The sequence below is a fragment of the Cellulophaga baltica 18 genome (assembly GCF_000468615.2).
Classification (GTDB): Bacteria; Bacteroidota; Bacteroidia; order Flavobacteriales; family Flavobacteriaceae; genus Cellulophaga; species Cellulophaga baltica.
This window is the reverse complement of sequence record NZ_CP009976.1, coordinates 3,077,134-3,099,902: the sequence shown is the minus strand read 5'-3', so window position 1 is coordinate 3,099,902 and position 22,769 is coordinate 3,077,134. Positions and strand designations below refer to the sequence as shown.

Annotated in this window: 25 protein-coding genes; 15 read left to right on the top strand and 10 right to left on the bottom strand. The window is 34.7% G+C overall.

Going from position 1 to position 22,769, the window contains the following annotated elements:
- Positions 1–355 precede the first annotated feature (355 nt).
- The 13 genes from M666_RS13170 (at position 356) to M666_RS13110 (ending at position 11,171) form a co-directional block, all read left to right on the top strand.
- A complete protein-coding gene (locus M666_RS13170) occupies positions 356–754 on the top strand; it encodes a hypothetical protein (RefSeq protein WP_151198058.1) in 399 nt (132 codons plus the stop codon).
- A 206-nt stretch (positions 755–960) separates the two neighbouring features.
- The gene (locus M666_RS13165; RefSeq protein WP_029446237.1) at positions 961–2,238 is read left to right on the top strand and encodes an APC family permease; all 1,278 of its coding nucleotides are present in this window, start codon (positions 961–963) and stop codon (positions 2,236–2,238) included.
- A gap of 111 nt (positions 2,239–2,349) precedes the next feature.
- Positions 2,350–2,532 (top strand): hypothetical protein, encoded by a 183-nt coding sequence (locus M666_RS13160; protein WP_029446236.1) that lies wholly within the window; start codon positions 2,350–2,352, stop codon positions 2,530–2,532.
- 302 nt (positions 2,533–2,834) lie between these two features.
- Positions 2,835–3,947 carry a polysaccharide lyase family 7 protein gene (locus tag M666_RS13155; protein ID WP_029446235.1) on the top strand — a complete coding sequence of 371 codons (1,113 nt, stop codon included), beginning with the start codon at positions 2,835–2,837 and terminating at the stop codon, positions 3,945–3,947.
- 481 nt (positions 3,948–4,428) lie between these two features.
- Positions 4,429–4,974, top strand: a complete 546-nt coding sequence (locus M666_RS13150) for a hypothetical protein (RefSeq protein ID WP_029446234.1) — start codon at positions 4,429–4,431, stop codon at positions 4,972–4,974.
- 130 nt (positions 4,975–5,104) lie between these two features.
- Entirely contained in the window at positions 5,105–5,728 is a 624-nt protein-coding gene (locus M666_RS13145; protein WP_029446233.1) for a class I SAM-dependent DNA methyltransferase, read from the top strand.
- Positions 5,729–5,757: 29 nt separating this feature from the next.
- Positions 5,758–6,501 carry a YoaK family protein gene (locus tag M666_RS13140; protein WP_029446232.1) on the top strand — a complete coding sequence of 248 codons (744 nt, stop codon included), beginning with the start codon at positions 5,758–5,760 and terminating at the stop codon, positions 6,499–6,501.
- Positions 6,502–6,692: 191 nt separating this feature from the next.
- Positions 6,693–7,088: a metallophosphoesterase family protein gene (locus tag M666_RS13135; protein ID WP_029446231.1), complete on the top strand. Its 396-nt coding sequence runs from the start codon at positions 6,693–6,695 to the stop codon at positions 7,086–7,088.
- A gap of 238 nt (positions 7,089–7,326) precedes the next feature.
- Positions 7,327–7,800: a hypothetical protein gene (locus M666_RS13130; RefSeq protein WP_029446230.1), complete on the top strand. Its 474-nt coding sequence runs from the start codon at positions 7,327–7,329 to the stop codon at positions 7,798–7,800.
- A gap of 51 nt (positions 7,801–7,851) precedes the next feature.
- Complete coding sequence (locus M666_RS13125) at positions 7,852–8,409, top strand: isochorismatase family protein (protein ID WP_029446229.1); 558 nt, start codon at positions 7,852–7,854, stop codon at positions 8,407–8,409.
- 694 nt (positions 8,410–9,103) lie between these two features.
- Positions 9,104–9,574 (top strand): hypothetical protein, encoded by a 471-nt coding sequence (locus M666_RS13120; protein WP_024480503.1) that lies wholly within the window; start codon positions 9,104–9,106, stop codon positions 9,572–9,574.
- A 9-nt stretch (positions 9,575–9,583) separates the two neighbouring features.
- Complete coding sequence (locus tag M666_RS13115; RefSeq protein ID WP_029446228.1) at positions 9,584–10,249, top strand: hypothetical protein; 666 nt, start codon at positions 9,584–9,586, stop codon at positions 10,247–10,249.
- 112 nt (positions 10,250–10,361) lie between these two features.
- Positions 10,362–11,171, top strand: coding sequence for an SDR family NAD(P)-dependent oxidoreductase (locus tag M666_RS13110; protein ID WP_029446227.1), 810 nt, complete (start codon positions 10,362–10,364; stop codon positions 11,169–11,171).
- On the opposite strand, the gene M666_RS13105 is transcribed toward M666_RS13110, so the two are convergent.
- The 5 genes from M666_RS13105 to M666_RS13085 all read right to left on the bottom strand — a co-directional run bounded on the left by M666_RS13105 (position 11,168) and on the right by M666_RS13085 (position 14,820).
- Positions 11,168–11,908, bottom strand: coding sequence for an alpha/beta fold hydrolase (locus tag M666_RS13105; RefSeq protein ID WP_029446226.1), 741 nt, complete (start codon positions 11,906–11,908; stop codon positions 11,168–11,170). The two genes, M666_RS13110 and M666_RS13105, sit on opposite strands and share 4 nt — an antisense overlap.
- 10 nt (positions 11,909–11,918) lie before the next feature.
- Positions 11,919–12,791 (bottom strand): DUF808 domain-containing protein, encoded by an 873-nt coding sequence (locus M666_RS13100; protein ID WP_029446225.1) that lies wholly within the window; start codon positions 12,789–12,791, stop codon positions 11,919–11,921.
- A gap of 30 nt (positions 12,792–12,821) precedes the next feature.
- Entirely contained in the window at positions 12,822–12,983 is a 162-nt protein-coding gene (locus M666_RS20380) for a lmo0937 family membrane protein (protein WP_024480498.1), read from the bottom strand.
- A 10-nt stretch (positions 12,984–12,993) separates the two neighbouring features.
- Positions 12,994–13,425, bottom strand: coding sequence for a response regulator (locus tag M666_RS13090; RefSeq protein ID WP_024480497.1), 432 nt, complete (start codon positions 13,423–13,425; stop codon positions 12,994–12,996).
- Between the two features lie 120 nt (positions 13,426–13,545).
- Positions 13,546–14,820, bottom strand: coding sequence for an Nramp family divalent metal transporter (locus M666_RS13085; protein ID WP_029446224.1), 1,275 nt, complete (start codon positions 14,818–14,820; stop codon positions 13,546–13,548).
- Positions 14,821–14,989: 169 nt separating this feature from the next.
- On the opposite strand from M666_RS13085, the gene M666_RS13080 reads away from it, so the two are divergent.
- Positions 14,990–15,946: a sugar phosphate isomerase/epimerase family protein gene (locus tag M666_RS13080; RefSeq protein WP_029446223.1), complete on the top strand. Its 957-nt coding sequence runs from the start codon at positions 14,990–14,992 to the stop codon at positions 15,944–15,946.
- Between the two features lie 11 nt (positions 15,947–15,957).
- A complete protein-coding gene (locus M666_RS13075) occupies positions 15,958–16,668 on the top strand; it encodes a ribonuclease activity regulator RraA (protein ID WP_029446222.1) in 711 nt (236 codons plus the stop codon).
- On the opposite strand, the gene upp is transcribed toward M666_RS13075, so the two are convergent.
- From upp to M666_RS13045, 5 genes are all read right to left on the bottom strand, one after another.
- Positions 16,665–17,318 (bottom strand): uracil phosphoribosyltransferase, encoded by a 654-nt coding sequence (gene upp, locus M666_RS13070; protein ID WP_029446221.1) that lies wholly within the window; start codon positions 17,316–17,318, stop codon positions 16,665–16,667. The two genes, M666_RS13075 and upp, sit on opposite strands and share 4 nt — an antisense overlap.
- 54 nt (positions 17,319–17,372) lie before the next feature.
- On the bottom strand, positions 17,373–18,932 hold the full coding sequence (locus tag M666_RS13065) for a PepSY-associated TM helix domain-containing protein (protein ID WP_029446220.1): 1,560 nt from the start codon (positions 18,930–18,932) through the stop codon (positions 17,373–17,375).
- The gene (locus M666_RS13060) at positions 18,932–19,231 is read right to left on the bottom strand and encodes a hypothetical protein (protein ID WP_029446219.1); all 300 of its coding nucleotides are present in this window, start codon (positions 19,229–19,231) and stop codon (positions 18,932–18,934) included. Before M666_RS13060 ends, M666_RS13065 begins: the two co-directional genes overlap by 1 nt.
- 423 nt (positions 19,232–19,654) lie before the next feature.
- Positions 19,655–20,371, bottom strand: a complete 717-nt coding sequence (locus M666_RS13050) for a DUF4198 domain-containing protein (RefSeq protein WP_029446217.1) — start codon at positions 20,369–20,371, stop codon at positions 19,655–19,657.
- Positions 20,372–20,383: 12 nt separating this feature from the next.
- Positions 20,384–22,723 (bottom strand): TonB-dependent receptor, encoded by a 2,340-nt coding sequence (locus M666_RS13045; protein ID WP_029446216.1) that lies wholly within the window; start codon positions 22,721–22,723, stop codon positions 20,384–20,386.
- Positions 22,724–22,769: the final 46 nt, after the last annotated feature.

Below are 22,769 nucleotides of genomic sequence, written 5' to 3'. Positions count from 1 at the left end.
AGGTTTGTGTATTTTTTATAAAGTCCGCCAAATTTTTAATTTGACTTTTAAGAATGAATAAATTAAAACCTGCCTCACCGGCAGACAGGAAAAAAATGGAAAAACCAGGTTGTACCTTAATTTTAGGAGTATTCCTTCTAATTGTAGTTGGAGTTCTATGTATCGCCACAATTATATAACGATTGAAATCTGACCATGAAAACAGTAAGACTTGAAAACAATTTTCAAAACGGATTTCAACACAAGAAATAATAAAACACCTAAGAAATGGGTATGAAGCGATTCCTATTAAAATAGAAATTGATATAATCTTTAGGCTATGGTATATTTTAAAAAAAATAGTACTGTTCCAATAATGAAACAACTATTCAAGAAAACCATCTGGCTCCTACTCTATTTAGCATTCAATAGTATGCTATTCTTTATTGAACTCTTTTTTTTATTTAAAAAGAATAATTCCGATTATAGTAATCCGAGTGGATCTAACTCCTTGGATGATTTCTTAGCATTTTCTAGCGCCACTTTTAATTTCCTAGGAGAATTGGCAATAGTAGGTTTTTCTTTTGTGGCTACAAGTATCGCACTCATCGCCTTTCTACTCTTTATACCGCTACAAATCTATTTTATCAAACCAAAATATAACGACAGCAACCATAAATTCTTGTATAGTTTATTAGCCTCTTTCGCTATGGTATTGCTACTGAAATTACTTATGTATGTTTGGATGATTATTGATCTAAACTATTCACAATAGCATTAATGAAATAACGTTACCACAGACTCAAATGCAAGTAAAACTACTATATTTGGGTACGTATCTATATAACGCATAAAATAAGTACCACAACCTTTAATAGAGCCGCTTTTTATGTTCTATATAAAAGACAGCTTAAGAGTACCTTATAAAAGTAATAGAGCTCTTGTTCATAATTTTGAAGCGTACTTAAATACACAGTTCACATGAATAAAAAAATAGACTTAAAAGCAGCTATTTCTATCGGAATTGGAGGAATGGTGGGAGGTGGAATTTTTGCCGTACTCGGCCTTGCAGTATCCCTCGCTAAAGGAGGCACACCAGTAGCCTTTTTACTTGCAGGTATATTAGCTTTACTGACATCGTACAGTTATGTTAAACTATCAAAAAAGTATCCTGACAGAGGTGGCACGGTTAAATTTATCAACCAAGGTTTCGGGAAAACAATCTTTAGCGGCGGTATTAATAACCTGTTATGGATCAGCTATATTATTATGCTTTCACTGTATGCTTCTGCATTTGGATCTTATGCGCCAAATTTATGGGAATTAACGCATAGCAAAATAATTGATTCCCATATTTATGCAAGTGCAATTATCATTGTAGCGACAGCCATTAATTACTATAGTATTGCGGTCGTAGGCAAAATAGAATCTTATGCGGTGATCATCAAATTAGTAATTCTAATTTCCTTTATTTTTATTGGTGCGTACGGTTTAATTGGCAACCCAAATGTTGCGCAATTAGCAATTACCCAATGGGAAGCCCCCATTAAATTATTTGCTGGCGGAATGGTAATCTTCGTAGCTTATGAAGGCTTTGAACTTATTGCAAATGCCGCTCCTGATATAATTAATCCTGAAGAAAATATACCCAAAGCCTATTACTATTCTGTAATCTTCGTGATTGTCTTATATATCATTATAGCTTTTGTAACCATAGGCTCGCTGCCATTTGCAAAAATTGCAACAGCGCAAGATTATGTTTTGGCAGAAGCTGCTAAACCCATGTTGGGGAACATTGGCTTTTCTATCATTACTGTAGCCGCATTAATTTCAACATTTTCCGCAATCAATGCATCACTTTATGGAGGAAGCAAGGTCAATTATGAAATAGCAGAGGATGACGAATTACCACATCACTTTTTAGCAAAGCTCTGGAACCAGCCCATTGGTTTAATGATTACAGCGATTACCACTTTAATTCTAGTAAATGTTCTTAAACTAGAAAGTATCTCTACTGCAGGTAGCGTTGGCTTTTTACTCATTTTTGGGATGGTTAATCTTGTCGGATATCGATTATCTAAAGAAACAGGCGGTACAAAGTTCATTCCCTTAGTAGGGTTTGTTTTATGTATGGTGGCAACCATCATTCTAATACACCAACAATATACCTCAAATACTATGGGAGTGATTATTTCCATAGCCCTAATTTTGTTCTGCTTTGTCATGGAATGGATTTATAAAAAGTCAGAAAAGAAATAAGTCAGTTACTATTTACCTAAAGAAATACGATTCTATATAACCAGAAAAATAGGAAACCATTACTGTAACAATTTATAGAAACACACTACTAATACATAAAATTACCATCAGATGAAAAAAACAGCTAAGAGAAAAGCATTAATTCTTATACCTATTGCCATGTTTATTGTTGCTGCTTCTCACATAGGCTCACAATTTTTAGTCTTAACTGATATCACGAAAGGTTTGAGTATAGGTATTGGTATAGGGCTATTATTAACTGCACTAACCTTTGGAAATTTTAAGTCGGCCTAACCCTATTGTTACGAAGAATTAGCTTTCAAAAAAAGTTTATTATAATCTATAAAACTACCTAGGTTTTTATAGCGTGACTTCCATTATATATTTCTAAATTGTTAGCATTACTGCAGCGCAGAAAATTATAGCGAACACAGAAAACCAAAGCTATCTATATTTTAGTACTCCCTCATAGTTGCTTAAACTAAAGAACGAATAGTCAATTCATTTTTTATTCACTAAATTAGATGATTAAGCACACTGAAAACCACAGACGAGTCCTGCTGTGCACCAATGATATTCATCAAAATAACAACTCAATGAACACTAAAAATCATACACCAACATTTACTTTTTTAGCCCTAAGTATATTTCTAGTCCTAACTAGTTGTTTAGATACGGATAAAAAAACAACTACTGTAACGGTAGACAGTACAAGCGTAAAAGAAGTTCAAAAAACCGTTTATGCAAGTGACGTTATTCCGTTTTTTGACCATTGGAAATTAATTTTAGGTGATGGTTCTAATGCAGGGTTTGCTACTAATTTTGAAAACAAAGATTTCTTTTATACTACCAACGATGGTGAGAGCAATTGGGTCGTTTACAAAGCACCAAATGCAGGCGATACACACGGAACTTCCAACAATACAAGAACCGAATTGGCTCAAGCAAAAAAATGGTATCCAAAAACTGCAAATGATAAACTGACAGCAACGCTTAAAGTCATGAACGTTTCTGCCACTGGTGACGCCAGAGTTGCAGCTTCTCATGCGGTAGTGGTGGGTCAAATTCATAGCGCTGATGGCCATGAGAATGAACCTCTAAAAATATTTTACAAAAAATTCCCTGGACACACCAAAGGTTCTGTTTTTTGGCATTATGAGATCAATACTGCTGGAGATGACAATTCTGGAAGATGGGATTACTCTACTGCTGTTTGGGGTAATGATTTTTCCGTAGTGGGTCCCGAAGAAAATAACTATCCTGAAGAACCAAAAGAAGGAATTGCTTTAGGGGAAGAATTTAGCTATGAGATAGAAGTTAAGGATGGTATTATGAACTTAAAATTTACAAGTGAAGGACATGAGGCTAAAACATTTACCAAAAACTTAATCGAATCAGAATACACAACAACAGCAGCCATTCCTGAGCAAACACAAAAATTGTTTGTGCCAATTGGTCAAGACGGGGTGGAGCGTAAAAATGGATATACCGGGGAAGGGTTATTTTTTAAACTAGGAACTTACAATCAAACGAATGGAAAATCTCCTGAGGTTAATAAAAATTGGTGTTCTGGTGCTGAAACCCATGGTGGTGATATTCAAAAACAATATGAAGATGGCAATTATGCGGAAGTTTGGTTTAAAACGGCAGAGATCTCTGTAAGTGATCAAGCTGTATCTAATGAAGGTTATTTTGCTAAAAATGATTAATTTACATGGGTAGAAAAGATCTAGGTTCCATAGAGTCTTAGAAATTAATGCTTTATTAAGGCTAGATTTAGAAACAACGTCTCCTCTACTTCTAGCAATAGCCTCTTTTTCTTTCTATAGAAATAGCATACCTTATTTTAGATAAAACAAACCTATGTAAATAGCAAAAGTTTTGATCACTCCAATATGGAAGCTCTACCCCAGGCTCTAAGCGCAAAAGAAAGAAAATAGCTCCGCGAGAAATTACAAACTAAAATATAAAAATCTCATGATCTGATTTGAAATAAGAACTATTTGGTTTTAAAAATAGAGCGCGTAATCCATAGCGCTACACACGTAACTAACAATATTTATTCCCGCTTTGTTTTTATTTTTAAAGCCTCGCGTTTCAATGCCAAGCTATTCGGATATTATTTTTTAAATTAGTACCACAATCACTAAGATGTTGTGCATAACACCTTTCTTTTATTCAGAATACTCTATGAAAACCATCTTTTATACGTTTCTCTTTGGTTTATTTCAATTAAATTGTGTTGCTCAGAAAAACAAAAACACCACACATAAAACTAAGACATTACAAGAGATTGAGTGTACTGATAATGATTGTAGCGGAACATACGCAGGGCCTGAATTTATAGACCAACAAGACATTGCGCATCAATTTTCTAATGCAATGAGTGCCGCCGTAGGAGATCAATTAAAGGAACTTTATTCCAAAAATAAATATAAAAAAGTATCCTTTTCCGCTATTCAAATGTCTACCAAAGGAATGGGCAGTGGTCAAGTAGTATACACACTTTTCATTCCTTTTATCAGTGTAAATTCTAAATGTGAAGCCTATACTTCTTTTGATCACGTTGGAGGTTGGAACCATAAGCCCTCCTTGAACACGAGAAAAAAAGAACTTGAACATGTTACAATGAAAGGGCATCATCTAGAAATAAGCTCTATTCAAAAAACACCTGAAGGGCTACAAGAATATTGGATTCAGTGGAAAAATAAAAATACCCAATCAGCTTGCAACTAAATATAAACTTTAATTAGAATTCCAATAAAAATTGAATACTAAGGCACAATAGATCTTAAAATTCAGAAGCTATCTACAACGAAGCTCGCAAACACACTTAGGTATTTTGAGAACACGAAAATTATAAGAAATGAGTATAAAAAAGGCCTACAATGATTGGGCAGAAGGTTATGACATAAACTCAAATAAAACAATAGACCTGGATAAAAAAGCAAGCATGGAAACCCTTCGTAATTTTAATTTTTCAAAGGTTATAGAACTAGGTTGCGGTACTGGAAAAAACACAGCATTTTTATTAGAAAAAGCCGATGAAATAATTGCCCTAGATTTTTCAGAAAATATGTTGGCGAAAGCCAAAGAAAAAATTAAAGACGAACGTGTTGTTTTTAAAAAAAGAGATATAACCACCTCATGGAATATTAAAAATGATTTTGCAGATTTGGTAACCTGTAGTTTAATTCTTGAACATATTAAAGATTTAAATCTTGTTTTCAAACAGGTAAGTGAAACGTTAAAAAATGATGGGATTTTCTTTGTGAGCGAATTACACCCTTTCAAACAGTATTCTGGTAGTAAAGCTAGATATGAAACTGAAGAAGGTACGCAAGAATTAGAAACACATGTGCACCATATTTCAGAATATATAGCGGTGGCAGAAAAAAACGGATTAAAACTCATGGAATTAAAAGAATGGTTTGATGAAGATAATAAGAGTGAAATTCCAAGATTAATCGGGCTTGTATTTCAAAATTAAACTTTAAAACATGCAAAATAAAACAATAAATGTTTAGACATCAAGGCAAAAGCAGAACATTAAAACACAATCTGCGAATTGCTACAGTGCTCTCTTTTGTAGCAGGAATTGTGAATATTACAGGCTTTTTATCCTTTAAGCAATTAACAACAAATGTCACTGGGCATTTTGCGCTATTTGTTAATGACGTTGCTAATTTTGAATTTTGGAAAGGCACAATTTATTTTATTTATATTTTCTCCTTTCTGATAGGTTCATTTTTATCTAGCTTTCTGATTGAAAAATATAGAAATAACAAAAAACTCAACGTGTTCTTAGTCCCAACGCTAATGGAAGCACTAGTGCTATTTGGTATTGGATTTTTCAGTACCTCCATTCAAATGGAATATCCGAATGTCATTGTGTGTTTGCTGCTATTTGCTATGGGAGTTCAAAACTCTTTTGTTACCAAAATATCAAATGCGGTAGTAAGAACGACGCATCTTACAGGGCTATTTACCGATTTAGGTATTGATCTATCTCAGTTATTTTTTCCAAAAGTATACCTCAAGCGCGAAAAACTAAAGTCGAATATTAAACTTCGAATTTATATTATATTATTCTTTTTTACGGGTGGTATTATTGGCGGACTTTTATATTCTACGTTTAATTTAGAACTGAAGACACTCGCATTTGCTGCTATTATTCTAATGATGAGTTTGTTTTACGATGATTTAAGGTATCACCTCATAAAAACTAAAAGAAAGTATTCTCAGAGAAAAATCAGAAAATAGAAATAATTTTAAATGAAAAACCCTTTGGACTTTGCAGGTTGTAATACTTGCTCCGATAATATCTGACAAAAATTTTCCATTACAACAAAGCCAATATCCAAAAATTAAAATGATATTTATAAGCACTTAACTAATTTGAGCTTTACGCTATGCTTAAATATTTTATGCTTCTATGTACCCTAAGCACTTGCATGACGTCTAAAAAGAGTTCCCTAAGCAAGGTACCCACAAACTCATCAGAAGTGATCACCATAGCTGTAGGAGGAGATTGGGATGACCAGTGGGGACCAAATGGTGCTACTACCCTAAGTCTTACAAAAGGGGCCTCTCATGACTTAATTCTTATGCTAGGGGATTTATCTTATGATGGTATTGATCACAATTACGAGTACAATAGGAACAATGCCAAAAAATGGGCTTCTAAGGCTAATAAAATAGCGGGTACTACGCCTATGTTATTTGTTGCTGGGGATCATGATAGCAAAAATCAGGATGGAGATATCATGACCTATGCAAAAACCCTTAATTTTCCTAACGGTAGAAAGTCTGTAGGTACCTACAGGAACAGTACCCAAACATGCATATAAAGGTAAATACCCTTATTTATGGTATACTGACATTATAAAAGGAACTGCAAAAGTTAGAATAGTTGCCACCTCGGTAGCATTTCAAGAGAGTACAACAGAAACGTTAGAAGATCAAAAATATTTAAAAGGTAAATATGCCGTAGGAAGTGAGAATTATGAATGGGTAAAGGCGGTATATGCTGATGCACAACAAAAAGGATTCTGGATTATCCATATCAATCATCTACCCTGGATAGATATGGAGAAAAATCAATCTTTTATAGATAGCCAAGGAATGATAGATTTAGCTTCGACCTATAATGTGAATGTTTTACTTACTGCCAGTTCTCATAATGTTTGGCGTACGAAACCCCTAAAAATAAATGACTCCAATTGTAGTTCTATAGCTTTGACAACATCTCCAAATGGAGCAAATCCTCATTGTGTAGGCAGTGAAGATAACCAGCATTACAAAAAAACAGATGGCTTAATTCAGGCACATGTGGGTGTTGCGGGAAAAACAATGGGCTTAGATCTTAAAAAATATCCAGATGCCTGTAACCCTAATGCGGATGGAGAAGTGCTACACTATTTGGCGGATGGCACCTGCACTACAGATGCCATTACAGGAATAGTCTCTTTGAAAATTAGTGCAAATTCTATGCAAGGCGATTTTCTAAAGATTGATGGCAGCCTCTTTGAACCTTATTCTTTTACAGTCGAAAAAAACTAACCATATCATTAATACCATACGTATTTGATGAAAATAAAAAAAGAAATGAATTTGAAAAAAAACAAAGCTCTATTGATTATTGACATGCAGAAAGGATCGTTTACGGAAGAGACCCCAAGGCATGATACTCCAGGGGTAATAAAACGTATTAATACGTTGGCATCAGTATTTAGAGAATTACACTATCCTGTTATATGTATACAACATGATGGCTCAGGAACTGGAGAATTCGAAAAAAATAGTACTCCATGGGAGAATCTTGATGAATTGGAAATAAATAAGGCTGACCTTAAAATTGATAAATATGCCAATGATGTTTTCTATGCTTCTACACTTCAAACCCAGCTAAAAGAATTAGAAGTGACGGAATTATTTATTACAGGTTGCGCTACAGATTTTTGTGTAGAAGCTACCGTACAATCTGCTTTAACCAAAGAGTATAATATTACCATTGTAGGTGATGCACACACAACAGGAGAACGTCCACATTTAAAAGCAGCGCAAATTATTGAACATTACAATTGGGTATGGCAACATATGATTCCTACAAAAGGACAAATTAAAGTAGAACCTACCCATCTTATCATGGCCACATTGGGTTATAAGTGAAATAACTTAGTCTCAACAAAATACGAACATAAACATTAGATATTTCAATTTATTTTAAGTGTATAGGAAATTATCCTATACTTTCGCCCATTTTAAATTTTCTTACAAAACATCAGCGTATTTACACTGTTACATACCCCTCACAGTTAGTATATTTTCTATTTTCTACAATTATAGAGACATAAATACTAAGTCATTCATATTCAACATCATTTAATCGATAAAAATAGCGCTTCATCGATTAAATAAGAAATATACAGAAAATACTCACGAGTATTGCAATTGTTTAATTTCTCACAAAATTTCGTTTACACTATAAAATCCGTAAGAAATTACTTAAAATATTGCCAAACCACTATTTCAATGACAAAAATTGCTAATTGTAATTGTTCTACTACCCTACAAGACCTATGTGTTTGTAGTATTAGAGCTAAGTACTCACTAAAAAGATAAGTAATATGGCACAAATTATTGCTTACCTCTTAAAGTTACTCATCCTTTTTTTTATTTAAAAAGTACACCTTGTAACACAATTAAGAATTACAACTAGCACCTTAAATTCGACTAATTACACTTTTAAATACTGATTAACCTAAAACTAACACATCTATTTATGTAAAAAAATTGAGTACCACATAAGACAAAAGATCAACCACCCTTCAACCCACCTCACTTAATGAATTTTTTTAAAAAAATGGATAAAGTTCTGGCCGCATTTGGTAATGTGCGTGCTTTAGAACGTAATCATGTAGATACTTTCACAGAAAATAAAATACAAAACATACCCGGTCATAAGATTGCAGAATCTACCGAAGGACAAGTATGGGCTAGCTTTCAAAATTTAGCGGGATACTATTTTTTGAATACCACCATAGTATCCCACTCTAATATCAAAACAGCAAAAGGATCTCAACTGGTATTTTGCGATGGTAAGACCTATTTTATTATCACCTCTGATACTGAAGAGATACGCTCCGACTTTTCTAACATTTCAAAATGTTGGATTACCAAAATAAATTATGTCTTGAATAAAGAGCAACTTAAAAATATCAAAAAAAATAATATCAAAAAGATTAAGTTAATCTACAAAAAGAAAACCCTAGTTTTCTTTGGAAACCTACACCATAAAGATTTATCGGTATTAACCCCACGTCTAATTCAATAAAACCTAACAATGACTAGAGAAGAGCAATTAGTATTTTGTAAAAAATGTACTAACCGTACCCTAGATATGCAACAAGGGATGCTTTGTAATCTTACGGGTTTAAAGGCCGATTTTGCTCCCACATGTTCAAATTACACCCTAGATACTAGTATTGAAGAGCGCTTAAATGACGACAAGCATTTACAGCGTGAAGACATGATAACATTAGTTTCTGATGAAAATTTAGCGAAAATAAAAGCCGAGCAAAATTTACCTGCAGCTATTTTTGGCGGAATTTGTGCGGGAATAATAGGTGCTTTAGTATGGGCTGTGATCACTACTGTTACTGGATATCAAATTGGATTTATGGCTATAGGTATTGGTGCTATGGTAGGGCTTGCCACAGGATATTTTGGTAAAGGAATTGACCTGAGATTTGGATTATTAGGTGGAGTAATAACTTTACTAAGTTGTGTCCTAGGGAATTTCTTTATTATCATAGGTGCCATAGCAACCTATGAAGAATTAGGGTATCTGGAAACGTTAGTACTCTTTGACTATGCGCAAGCTATTTCTATTATGTCTGAAACTTTTAGCCCTATGGATATATTATTTTATGCCATAGCTACTTTTGAGGGTTATAAGTACGCATTTAGAAAACTTACTGAAAAAGAACTTTCTCAGCTCAGCAAATAACCCAATCCCTAGAGAAATTAACGCAAAACCTATTGTGTTAACATCTCCAGTTTTTAAGCTAGTCTACTTTTTTATTAGGCTCTAAATTAGAGTATTAATAAAAAAAAAGCTTATGAAATTTAATATAGAAGGAAAAACAGCATTGATAACAGGTGCAGATTCAGGAATAGGAAAATCTACCGCTGGCTTTTTAGTCGATGAAGGAGTTACCATCATACTGTCTGATAGAGATCAAGAGGCGTTAGATGATACCATCAAGGAATTAAAAGAAACTCGAAAGGATGCTAAAATTTTCGGAATTACCGCAGACATCACTAAAAATGAAGAAGTTAGAGCCTTAGCCAAAAAAATTAAAGATGATTTTGGAGGAGCGCATATCGTAGTCAATGCCGCAGGGGCAAGAGGTGCTGCAGGAGATTTCTTAAGTCTCTCTGATGATGACTGGATGCAAACCATAGAGGTTGATTTAATGGGCGCTGTGCGTATTGCTAGAGCCTTCATTCCGCAAATGCAAGCGCTTAACTGGGGTAGAATGATTATGATATCATCAGAAAATGCATACCAACCCTATGAAGAAGAGAGTCCGTACAATGCATGTAAAGCAGGGATCATAAATTTATCTAAGTGCTTATCGCGTTCTTATTCAAAAGAAAATATTTTATTTAATTGTGTATCTCCCGCATATGTAAAAACGCCAATGACAGACGCTATGATGGAGGATTTGGCAGAAGAACGTAATTGTTCTATAGAAGAAGCGGTAGAATGGTTCGTAAAAAACAAAAGACCGCACATTGCTATGGAGCGCAGAGGAAAACCTGAAGAAGTAGGCTCTACTATTGCATTCTTGTGTTCTGACCATGCTACCTACATCAACGGAGCTAATATACGCGTGGATGGCGGAGCAGTAGAATCTGCTTTCTAAGCTAAAAGTTGTTTTAAAAGAAGTGCTAATTTCTTTGGAGCTTCTAGGGGAATCAAATGACCGATACCCTTCATAGAAATAGGTGTTGCTTTATGAAGATAAGGCAACACCTCTTTTTGTATTGCTTCTTCTGTAATCACAGGATCATCTTCAGAAAAGATAACGCTTACGGGGGTTGTTAATTGTTTGACTTGTGTAGCAATAGAATTATTCATTCCTGTCTTTAACCACCATTGCCAGGAAATTTCTACTATTCTCAATTGCGAATTTACCGCATACTCAAATCGTTCTTTATTCAAAGATTTGACAGTCCCATTTTTTACCGTTTGTATTGCTTCTTCCTTATCTGGATGCTTTAGCATGCGCTCTTTTTCATCGGCAGACATATCTTCTGTTGTTGGGGGCGAAGGTGCAATTAATACAATTTTACTAGGAGGATTAGCTACATTTTGCAAGGCCGCATTTAAAGCTAATTTACCGCCCATAGAATGTCCTACTAGAATGTAATCTTTGAGATCTAGTGCCGCAATTTCATCATTAATATATTTTGAAAAGCTTGAGATTGATGGAGTCTCAGAAACAGAAGTGCCCCCGAAACCTGGAAGATTCAAAGGGTAGCATTGGACTTCTTCCTCTAAGTGTTTACATACCCATTGCCAACTCCCGGCATCACCACCAAAATAATGAAGAAACACCATTGCTTTTTTAGACGTTGTAAAGGCTTTAGGGTTCTCCATAGTGTATGTTTTACTTTTTCTTTTTAAACAGTTTTTTGAAAATTTGAACGAATAGTACGGTTATGGCTCCAAACACAAGACCTACGATAAATTCTTTTACCATACCCGGAACCATATTAAAATGATCATGAAGCCAGTGTATGTTGTGAACAAAAATTCCGCCTGCTACTAACAAAAGTGCAATTGTACCTACTACCGCTAGTGTTTTAATCACCCATGGTAAAGCGTTTACTAAAAGGTGACCTACTTTATCTGAAAAACTATCCTCTTGCTCATTTAAGTTAATTAATTTTAATCCAAATTCATCCATTCTAACAATCAAAGCCACAATCCCATAAACCCCTACTGTTGCTAAGACAGCAATGAAGGTTACGACCATGATTTGGACAGAAATTTCCTTTTCGGTCACTGTTCCTAATGCAATGATTACAATTTCTACGGAAAGAATAAAATCGGTTACAATCGCCGCTTTTACACGATCTTTCTCCAAGGCAAGAATCTCTTCATTGGTCATGTCCATATCTAAATCTTTCTTTTCATGATGCTTTAATACCCCTAAAAATTCTAGTATTTTTTCTGCCCCTTCATAGGCCAGATAAATACCCCCCAGAACTAAAATTATGGTAATTGCTGCTGGTAGAAATGCACTTAGTAGAAACGCGAAAGGCAGGATAATCAATTTATTTAAAAATGAGCCTTTAGTAATTGCCCATAGTACAGGTATTTCTCTATCGGACATGAACCCAGATGCTTTTTCTGCATTCACGGCCAAATCATCTCCTAAAATACCAGCTGTTTTTTTTGTTGCGATTTTACTCATTACAGCAACATCGTCCATTAAGGCAGCGATGTCGTCTAAAAGTGCAAAAAATCCTGACGCCATAGTTCTTGTGTATAAAATTTAGGTTGCAAATTAACCTTTTTCCTTTATTCCACTAAACCAATTGTAAATAATTAGCCCTATTGCGATGATTAAAAGAATATGAATTATGCCTCCTAGAATTTTAAATACTAAAAATCCAAGTACCCAACCTATTAAAAGTAAACCTATCAATCCCCAAAGAATCTTATTCATAACCTTCTATTTATTTCAGAACAGAAAATTGAAGTCGCTCTTCTTCAGATTTTCCTACGTTTGTTTTAATGGTCTCTAAACATTGATAGAGTACCGTTTTTAACTGGTTAAAAGAACTAGGTTTTTGCAAATAGCTATTAGCTCCCATTTCTTGTAACTTCTCTACTTCCCAATCATTGAAGGACGTAGAATAAATTATAACATCAATGCCGTTAAATTTTTCTTCTGCTTTAATATCTGCAAGACATTCAAAACCATCCATCATTGGCATTTTTAAATCTAAAAAAATTGCTTTCGGTAAGGGTTCTTCAGAAAATAGGTCTGCCATTAAATCAACACCATTTTGAAATGTTGTCAAATCAATTTTAATTGGTAATTCCTTTAAAGCATCTGAAAAAAACAGGCGATCGTCTTGATCATCATCGGCTAAATAAACTCTCATAGATTGTTATAACGTTGCGGCTATTCCATAACAAAACAGCCTATTTTCAAAGTTTAAAAATAGGCTGTGCGTTGGTATTAAAGTAACTTAAAAAAACTAGAAATTAACTCATATGCATTTTCAGAAGAAATCAAATAAAGCCACTACCCCATTATACGAAATAACGCAGGCAAAGAATAAGGCCGCAAATAGTCCTACATTTAAGCCTAGCCCTGCTTTATACGCTTTCATTAAGCCCTTATTATTCACTAACAATATAATTCCAAGTATTACTAAAGGAAGTACAAAAACATTGAATACCTGCGACAAAATTTGCATTTGTATCGGATTTGCACCAAAAATGGGAACAATCAAGGCAAAACATGAAGCAATTCCTGTCACTATTTTAAATTGTTTTGAGCTAGTATCTAATTCCCCAGATTGATAATCCGCAAGTAATATTGGTGCAATCAATAAACATGGGAATATTGATGAAAGACCCGCACTTAAAGTTCCAAAAAAGAATAGCGTCAGTGCAAATTTACCGGCCACCGGTTCTAGGGTATTTACCATATCTAAAACTTCTGTTACAGGCTTCCCTTGATGAAACAAGGCTCCGCAAGCTACTGCCATAACCGATGCACTTATCACAAACACTAAAATAGCTGCAATAATAGCATCTTTCTTTTGTTGTGATCTATTGCTCATATTCCAACCTTTACCTTTAACAAATAAAGGTCTTGATAAGAATGTTGCAGCCGCCATAGTGGTTCCTACAAACGCAGCTACCATCATTTTACCACCTTCTACCTGAGGAATACTCGGAATTAATCCTTGTGCCACTTCTACGGGTAAAGGGTATACCATAAACAAGGAAATAATAAAAGATAGCCCCATGATGGTTACGAAAATAACTAAGATTTTTTCAAAAAATGTATATTTTCCGACCAAGAGAAGGCTATACATAATAGCAATTACTACCAATGCTACTATCAGTACTACTTCATACCTACTTCCTGATAAGTTAGGAAAATAGATGACAATAATTTCATAAATTATATTGGAAGAAATGCCTAAAATACCCATCAAAGAATTCCATTGTCCTAATGAAATTCCTACTATAATTAGTATTGCAATGAGTTTTCCATATTTTAAATGTTTCTTGAAAGCAAATAATGCGGTTTCGCCTGTTACTAAAGCAAAATTACCATAGGCATACATTAATATTCCTGAAAACACACAACTTAAAAGTAACACCCAAAGTAATTGCATACCATAGGTACTCCCTGCTACGATCATAGAGGTAACACTCCCGGTACCAATGGTATATCCAATGGCAAATATTCCTGGGCCAAAAGCCAAAACTAAGGCTAGAATCTTTTTTAAAAGTGATGGTTTGTTCGTCAATTGGTCCATAGAGAATAGTTTTTAACGGAGATTTTATTAAATAAATACGGTTGAATTACTAAAAAAATACCTAAATTGGTTACCCAGATTGGTTCACCAAAAATAGAAATATTATTGACACTTTCAAGTTTTTGATCATGAATTACCATTATAATCTTAAAATTATACCTAAAATTATATGAATAATTTATCTCGTGAAGAATTTTTAAAACTATCTGTAATGGGACTTGCTGCAATACCCTTATTAGGAATGAAAGCATTAGAAGATGCAAATGTGGCCGCGCTTAATGAAGGGCCGAAGGTTCATTTGTTCTCTAAGCATTTGCAGTTTTTAGATTATGATAAGATGTCTAGAGCTGCTGCCGAATTAGGTTTTAATGGTCTTGATGTGACCGTACGAAAAGGTGGGCATGTAGCCCCTGAAAATGTGGATAGAGATCTTCCCAAAGTAGTCCAAGCGATGCAATCTTATGGACTTACGCCAGAATTGATAACCACAAATATCACGAATGCGTTAGCTCCAGAGACTGAAAATATTTTACAAACGGCTAGCCAACTAGGGTTTAAAAATTATAGAATGGGTTGGTTAGAATACTCAGAAGCCCATTCTATACCAGAAAGTATTGAAAAATTTAAAGTCCAATTCGCGGCTTTAGAACTTTTAAATAAAAAACTGAAGCTCACGGGATCCTATCAAAATCACGCAGGGCTACATGTAGGAGCGCCAATATGGGATATTTATCAAATTATAAAAGATAGGGATCCTAATTATATCGCTACACAATATGATATTAGACATGCCGTAGTAGAAGGAGGCACTAGCTGGGCTCTAGGTTTGCGACTTATACAATCTCACATAAAATGTATTGTCATTAAAGATTTTAAATGGGGACAAGAAGAGGGAGTTTGGAAACCTATAAATGTACCCCTAGGAGAAGGCATGGTGGACTTTAGTGCCTATTTTAAATTACTCAAAAAGTACCATCTTAATAACATCCCAATGTCATTACATTGTGAATATGATTTAGGGGGTGCAGAACATGGTGATAAAGAAATATCAATTTCTAAAGAAGCGGTATTTAAACGCATCAAAAAAGATCTTGAATTTCTTAAAAATGCTTGGCAACGCTCCTAAAAACTTTTATTATGGCAAAACTATCTGACGAAACAAGAGAAAAATTAATCACTGTAAGCACTGCAACTGTGGCCACAATATTATTTAAAAGAGGGTTAAAAAATCAATACATTCAGGGCGTGGTTCCTTTACAGAAAGGCAAACCCAATATGGTTGGAGCAGCCTATACTTTGCGCTACATTCCTGCTAGAGAAGACTTAAATCCGATTACCATATTTCAAGACCCAAAGCATCCACAACGTGTTGCTGTAGAAGAATGTCCTCCGGGAAGTATCTTGGTTATTGATAGCCGTAAAGATGCGCGTGCGGCCTCTGCAGGTTCTATTTTAGCGACACGCTTAATGGTTCGTGGGGTGGCAGGTATTGTTACCGATGGTGGATTTCGTGATTCTGCTGAAATTGCCGCTTTAGCAATGCCATCTTACCACCGTACGCCCTCTGCGCCTACTAATTTAACCTTACATCAAGCGATTGCCATTAATGATCCTATTGGCTGTGGAGATGTAGCTGTTTTTCCTGGTGATATTCTATTAGGAGATGATGATGGCGTCATGGTAATTCCCGAAGCTATAGTGGATGCTGTGGCCGAAGAAGCTATTCAAATGACACTATTTGAAAATTTCGTTTTAGTAAAAGTTCAAGCAGGCCAACAAATAATTGGATTATATCCGCTTACGAATGAAACCATTCGGGCGGAATTTGAAGCTTGGAAAAAAGCCTAACGTTTTGTACCGTACGCTAAATCTCCTGCATCACCTAAACCAGGAATAATATATCCCTTAGAATTTAGTTTTTCATCTACCGCTGCAATCCATAGTTGCGTACTTTCAGGAAAGACGGAATTTACATACGAGATACCTTCCTCTGATCCGATCACCGAAACAATATGAATTTCTTTAGGAGTACCATATCCTACTAAGCCTTTTAAAACATTTTCTAATGTTCTTCCGGTAGCTAACATTGGATCTACAAGCAATAATGTTTTACCTTCTAAATCTGGCGCAGCAAAATAATTTACAATAACTTCAAAATCATCAGAATTTCCTTCATGATGTCTATACGCCGAGATGAAGCCATTTTCAGCATCATCAAAATAGTTTAAAATTCCTTGATGAAAAGGTAAACCAGCTCTGAGAATAGAACAAATAACAATATCTGAAGCTGCCAAGGGTATTACTTTTTCTCCTAAGGGCGTTACAGTTGTTTGGGGAGTATAGTTTAATGTTTTACTTAATTCATAACTAAGCACCTCTCCTACGCGTTCAATGTTTTTACGAAAACGCATACTGTCTTTTTGTATGGTTACATCGCGCAGTTCAGCAATAAATTTATTTAAAATTGAATTTTTAGTTTCAAAATTATGAAGTATCATAAAGCGTAAATTTCTCTAAAATTACGCTATTTAGTAAGAGTTTAAAAACTCTAATTAGTTACTTTTTTCTTTTTCTGGATTCTTATCTATTTTATACACAACTAAAAACCCGAAAACAGCAATTAAGAGCCACATTAAATCTACAGCATAAGAGGAAGAATCTCCATTTTTAATACTCATAAACAACCAATTTCCTGTAACTACTCCATTACAAACTGGAACCAACAAGCCAAAAAAGCTTCCTAATAACAATGAAATTTTATTAGTAAACGCGTTGTCTTTTTTATATATAAACAGCAGTGTTAATAGCAACCATCCCACAAAGTAAAATGTATAGACAAAAGACTGACTCGTAGGAGCCAATACCTTAACCGCTATAAAACTCAGGGCTGTAATTGGAAACATACTTAAACAAATTGCCAGGTATATTTGAACGACCCGCTCATTAAAACGTCTCTTTTTTTCAGGTATATTTTTTTTATCACGTGCCACCAACCAGATCATTACTCCAGAAATGATGACAAAGCACGTTACAAAACCCAACAACAAACTCAATAGTTTTAATACTAAACCTCCGTAATCGCCATAATGAATTCTATACAAAATATTTTTAACGGCTTCTACATAACTTTGCTCCGAAATTGGGTTCTTCTCTGAAACTATTTTCCCCGTCTTGGCCTTATAAATTACTTCTCCAACTCCATTAAAGCTATCTGCATACGGCAAATGCCCACTGAGTAGCACATGCATATTGTCATCTCCATAATTAAAAATATGGCTTTCAAAAATTTCAAAATCGCTCCATTTATTTTGGGTTTCTTTCATATAAGCAACTACAGAAACATCGGACTGTAATTTTTTGTGCGCTGGTTCAAAACTAGGGTGTACATAGCCTAGATCTTCATAGAACTTTGCTTGATCACCATCATACATTATTAAAACATTAGGGGCTACTAATAGTAGTTTAATCATGAAAAAAGCCCCTGTAACCGCATAGACAAATTGAAATGGGAGTCCTAACATTCCCAAAGTAGTATGCGCATCTGTCCACATGGTTTTTAGTTTTTCTAAAGGTCTAAAAACATAAAAATTAGCGATGATTTTTTTCCAATGCACTAGCACTCCTGTGATAATGGCAAACAGAAAAAATAAGGCCACAAATCCTGATAAATAATATCCAATGGGATGGGGTATTTGTGCAAAAAAATGTAATCGATATAAAAACTCTCCAAGAGAATACGCATCTAAATAAGAATGCTCTTCGAAATTTTCAGTATTTATATAAAAGAACTGCGGCGCTTTTGCCTCCTCTGGTGCTAATGAATCTTTTGATGCAGCAATAGACACAGCTACCTGTTGTTCCCTGTAATATTTTTTTAACTCAATGTCTCTACCATACAAATAGTGTGTTTTAGCAATCGTATCTAAAACAGCATCAACATTAAATTGCATATGATCTGTAGTCTCCACGATATCATTTCGTTCCCAGTTCACTATTTCATCTCTAAAAAAAGAAAAAGAACCTGCAAAAAAAATCACATAAAGAGCAACACTAATAACAATACCGCTAACAGTATGTGTATGAAAAAGAATATTATAGGTGCGGTTTTTCATTAGGATATAATTGGATTATAAAGTTTACCTATGTAAATTAAAAAGGAAAATACTAAGGTGATGAAGAGATAAATTGCCCATATTCTCCAACCATTTTTAGCTAAAAAAGCAACAATCATAAGCACCACCCAGAGTATGAACCCCGTAAAAGTGGCCGTAATGAGTATTGCGGTATGGTCTACAAGGTAGGCAAGTGCTATATGAGAAGAAATGGTCACGAAGTACCCTCCGACTATTCCGGCTGTAATCTTAGCAAAACGTTGCCAATTAGAGGATAAGTATTTTTTATTTGCAGGCATAGTACTTATAATAGAAAGGTTTCAAAACAAAAACACGGAATGAAAATTAGAAGTGTAATTTTGTACGTGATTAAATGTAAAGGGGCTAATAAAACTATAAAGCTAGCAAGGAGCATTAATGTAATTAGAAAAACAAGAAGTCCACTGCCCAAGCCAAATAGATAACTATGTATACAAATAGAAGTAGTTATTAAAATACTAGCAATTATTTTACCGAAACTACGGTGAGTTTCTATCCAGTTTTCAAAACCGAAACCAACATGTTTTACGGCTCTATTTGAAGTATTATAAAACATATAGAAAGAAATGAAAACAAGGAATATTGCAATTGAAATCATAAATTAAACCATTAAAACAACCCTGGACGCATGAGCTCATCCAGAGTTGTTTGAGAAAAAAATAAACTAACTCACTCAAATAATGCTATTGAATACAATATGTTGCACAATGCCAAATAAACTCATAGGCATCTCCTTTATAGGTACCTGGCACGCGTTCTTCAAAAGTGGTTTCGATGATGTATTTGGTATCCCATGGTTTTTTAAATTGTACATATCCATTTTCATCGGTTTCTAAAGTTTTAGTCCACAAATCGGCCACATATACTTTAAATTCATTTTTTGCTAAAGGCTCATTTTTGAATAAGACTTGTAATTTTACTTCTTCTTTATTCTCTGAAACATCTTTAACTGTTATTCCTGAGTCATTTAAGATTGCTGTTTCTCCTTTCGCTTTTCCTATGGCTATTTTTGCGATAGAATTGTAATGTGTTTTAAAAATTCCGAAATCATACTCGGTATAATCAATTACATTAATAGCATCATTATTTAAAACTACAGTATACACTCCCTCTTGCTTTGGTGTAAAATAGCCTACATAATAGTCTTCTTTAGCGCGTACAGACAATTCTTTTTTTATTCCTTGACCGTCTACCACCCAAATTGTAAAATCTTTTACGCTAGGGAAAGCTTCTCCATTTACTTTTTCTACCACACCGTAGGTATATTCTCCGAAGTAGACTCTTACTTCTTGTTTTTTCCCTTTTTCACCTTGCGGATTTGCTTCGATCCACAAATAATGGGCGAAACTTTGTGCGGTAACAAAAAGTAGTATTGCAAAAGTTAAAATTGATTTTTTCATAATTGGTTGCATTTAAAATGAATAGGTTACTGTAAGTCTTCCGTTAATTCCTGGTTCTGATTGCCAGTATAAATAGGTTCCATAGTTAGAGCCTGAATACAAATATTCATTCAAGATGTTATTCACATTTGCTTGTATTCTTAGCTTGCTATTTTGCCATGAAAGTCCACCATCTAGTCTGAAGTAATCAGGTAAATCACTTTGGTTATCTGCACCCCAAGCCCAAGTAGAGCGGTCTATTTGATACTGGTATCCTAGTGATGCTCCAAAACCTTTTAATTTTGAAAATTCTGGAAAACTATAATTTAACCACCCGTTGGTCATATGTTTTGCATGCCCTGCTACTCTTGTTCCCACATTATCTGGATCTGTATCTTCTGTGATTTCAACATTGGTATTGGCATAATTTAAAATGATATTCAATTCTGGCGTAATTTCCCCTTGCAAATCAAACTCAACACCCTTTGATTGTATCTCCCCTAACTGAATAGAAAAATTCACATTATCAGGATCCGTTACCAATACATTCTCTTTCGTAATTTGATATACTCCTAAAGATGTTTTTAAACGCCCATCAAAGAAGGTTTTCTTTATACCTGCTTCAATATCATTAGCCTCTTCAGGATCAAAATAATCTCCTGCGGCGCTAATTCCCGTTTGTCCTTGAAAAGATTGATCATATAAAGCATAGGCTTTTAATGTTGGTAATACATCTACACTCAATCCTACTCTAGGGGTAAATTTTTCATCGCTCTCGTCTTTACCAATTGTCTTTAAATTAGTATATCTCCCTGCCAATGTAAGTCTAAGCTTATCCTGGAACAATCCTATTTCATCCTGAAAGTAGAATGCGCTAACGGTAGTACCATAATTGTAAACACCATCTCTAAATTTTAAATCTACTGATCTATCAAAATTTGGTAAGACAGAATTGCCATACCTCGGATTATAAATATTAAAGGGCTCGTCTATATCAATAACAGCGAACTGGCTAAAATCTGCCCAATATTCTTTCTGACTAAAATCATATCCTCCTAAAATTTTATGACTCACATTACCGGTATCAAATTTTCCGTTTACATAGGTTTGAAAATATTTCCCAACAGATAAAGCATCCCAAATACTCATGTAACGAGCAGCGTCTCCAGTATCGGAATCTAAACTCCAGAGCCATATAGAATTCCCTACCTGATCATAGCGCATATAAGCAAATTGTGATGCTATACTCCAGTTCTTAGAGAAGTCGTGGTTAAAATTTGTAAATAAAGAGGTTTCTTGAATATCGGTTGCGGGATAATTTGAATCTGTAAACTTAAAATCACGATCTAAACTACCATAACCACCATCTACAGGAGCAAAAACATAAGCAGAACCTAAATAACTTTCTGCGTCTTGTATACTTAACTGAGTTGTTAAGGATGTTTTATCTGAAACATTGTAGGTTATAGACGGGGAGATTCCGAAACGTTCTGCGTCTTCTCCTCCTCTATGAGAATCTGCTGTTTGGTACATTCCATTTAATCGGTAAAGCAACTTCCCGTTTTCTGTAAGTTTCCCTCCAAAATCTGCCGTAGCTCTATAACTATCAAAACTACCTGCTGCAACAGAAACTTCTGCAACGCGATTTATGGTAGGCATTTTAGTTACTACATTATAAAATCCGCCTGGTTCTCCTGCAGACATCATAAATCCTGCTGGCCCTTTCACAAATTCTATACGCTCTACACTACTCATATCTTCAGACAAAGGGCCCCAAGTATCTTGAATATTCACTCCGTTTCTAAAAGCTGGTAATCGAAATCCGCGCATATTCACTCGGGCAAAATTCCCCCAATGCTCTAACATTGTAACACCACTAACGTTACGTATAAGACCATCCATGATATTGGTTACTTGCTGATCTTTAAGCAAATCACTACTTACCACCTGTATGTTTTGCGGTAGATTTACAATTTCTGTTTGAAGACGTAAAGATGTAGAAGGAGTTTTTATACTATATTTATTTTGTCTCCCATTGACAATAACTTCTTTCAAAGCCTCCTCATGTTCTACTAGCGTTACGGAACCAACTGTTGTGGTTTTGTTGGCCATAACATTGATAGTTTTGATTACCGTTGAATATCCAATTGAAGAAACTTCTAAAATATATTCCCCAGTAGGAACTGTTTTTATGATAAACTGACCTTGATCATTTGTCATTACCCCGTGAGCGGTATTTTTCAAAAGAACCGTTGCATCTGCAATAGGATTATTTTGTGCATTTACTACATTACCCTTTATGGTACTCGTCTGCGCGCTGGAAAAAGATACTATTCCGAAAATTGCAACAAACACAAATAAATTTTTAAGCATTATTTCTTGTTATTTTTAATTAGTCTAAATAAGTTTGTGGCTGCAA

Bases quoted from the DNA above. Each gene is read 5' to 3' on its own strand.
- M666_RS13155 (WP_029446235.1), top strand. From the start codon at position 2,835: ATGAACACTAAAAATCATACACCAACATTTACTTTTTTAGCCCTAAGT.
- M666_RS13100 (WP_029446225.1), bottom strand. From the start codon at position 12,791: ATGGCGTCAGGATTTTTTGCACTTTTAGACGACATCGCTGCCTTAATG.
- M666_RS13110 (WP_029446227.1), top strand. From the start codon at position 10,362: ATGAAATTTAATATAGAAGGAAAAACAGCATTGATAACAGGTGCAGAT.
- M666_RS13150 (WP_029446234.1), top strand. From the start codon at position 4,429: ATGAAAACCATCTTTTATACGTTTCTCTTTGGTTTATTTCAATTAAAT.
- M666_RS13145 (WP_029446233.1), top strand. From the start codon at position 5,105: ATGAGTATAAAAAAGGCCTACAATGATTGGGCAGAAGGTTATGACATA.
- M666_RS13060 (WP_029446219.1), bottom strand. From the start codon at position 19,231: ATGCCTGCAAATAAAAAATACTTATCCTCTAATTGGCAACGTTTTGCT.
- M666_RS13170 (WP_151198058.1), top strand. From the start codon at position 356: ATGAAACAACTATTCAAGAAAACCATCTGGCTCCTACTCTATTTAGCA.
- M666_RS13065 (WP_029446220.1), bottom strand. From the start codon at position 18,932: ATGAAAAACCGCACCTATAATATTCTTTTTCATACACATACTGTTAGC.
- M666_RS13160 (WP_029446236.1), top strand. From the start codon at position 2,350: ATGAAAAAAACAGCTAAGAGAAAAGCATTAATTCTTATACCTATTGCC.
- M666_RS13075 (WP_029446222.1), top strand. From the start codon at position 15,958: ATGGCAAAACTATCTGACGAAACAAGAGAAAAATTAATCACTGTAAGC.
- M666_RS13085 (WP_029446224.1), bottom strand. From the start codon at position 14,820: ATGGACCAATTGACGAACAAACCATCACTTTTAAAAAAGATTCTAGCC.
- M666_RS13135 (WP_029446231.1), top strand. From the start codon at position 6,693: ATGACGTCTAAAAAGAGTTCCCTAAGCAAGGTACCCACAAACTCATCA.
- M666_RS13090 (WP_024480497.1), bottom strand. From the start codon at position 13,425: ATGAGAGTTTATTTAGCCGATGATGATCAAGACGATCGCCTGTTTTTT.
- M666_RS20380 (WP_024480498.1), bottom strand. From the start codon at position 12,983: ATGAATAAGATTCTTTGGGGATTGATAGGTTTACTTTTAATAGGTTGG.
- M666_RS13130 (WP_029446230.1), top strand. From the start codon at position 7,327: ATGGAGAAAAATCAATCTTTTATAGATAGCCAAGGAATGATAGATTTA.
- M666_RS13105 (WP_029446226.1), bottom strand. From the start codon at position 11,908: ATGGAGAACCCTAAAGCCTTTACAACGTCTAAAAAAGCAATGGTGTTT.
- M666_RS13140 (WP_029446232.1), top strand. From the start codon at position 5,758: ATGTTTAGACATCAAGGCAAAAGCAGAACATTAAAACACAATCTGCGA.
- M666_RS13165 (WP_029446237.1), top strand. From the start codon at position 961: ATGAATAAAAAAATAGACTTAAAAGCAGCTATTTCTATCGGAATTGGA.
- M666_RS13115 (WP_029446228.1), top strand. From the start codon at position 9,584: ATGACTAGAGAAGAGCAATTAGTATTTTGTAAAAAATGTACTAACCGT.
- M666_RS13045 (WP_029446216.1), bottom strand. From the start codon at position 22,723: ATGCTTAAAAATTTATTTGTGTTTGTTGCAATTTTCGGAATAGTATCT.
- M666_RS13080 (WP_029446223.1), top strand. From the start codon at position 14,990: ATGAATAATTTATCTCGTGAAGAATTTTTAAAACTATCTGTAATGGGA.
- M666_RS13050 (WP_029446217.1), bottom strand. From the start codon at position 20,371: ATGAAAAAATCAATTTTAACTTTTGCAATACTACTTTTTGTTACCGCA.
- upp (WP_029446221.1), bottom strand. From the start codon at position 17,318: ATGATACTTCATAATTTTGAAACTAAAAATTCAATTTTAAATAAATTT.
- M666_RS13120 (WP_024480503.1), top strand. From the start codon at position 9,104: ATGGATAAAGTTCTGGCCGCATTTGGTAATGTGCGTGCTTTAGAACGT.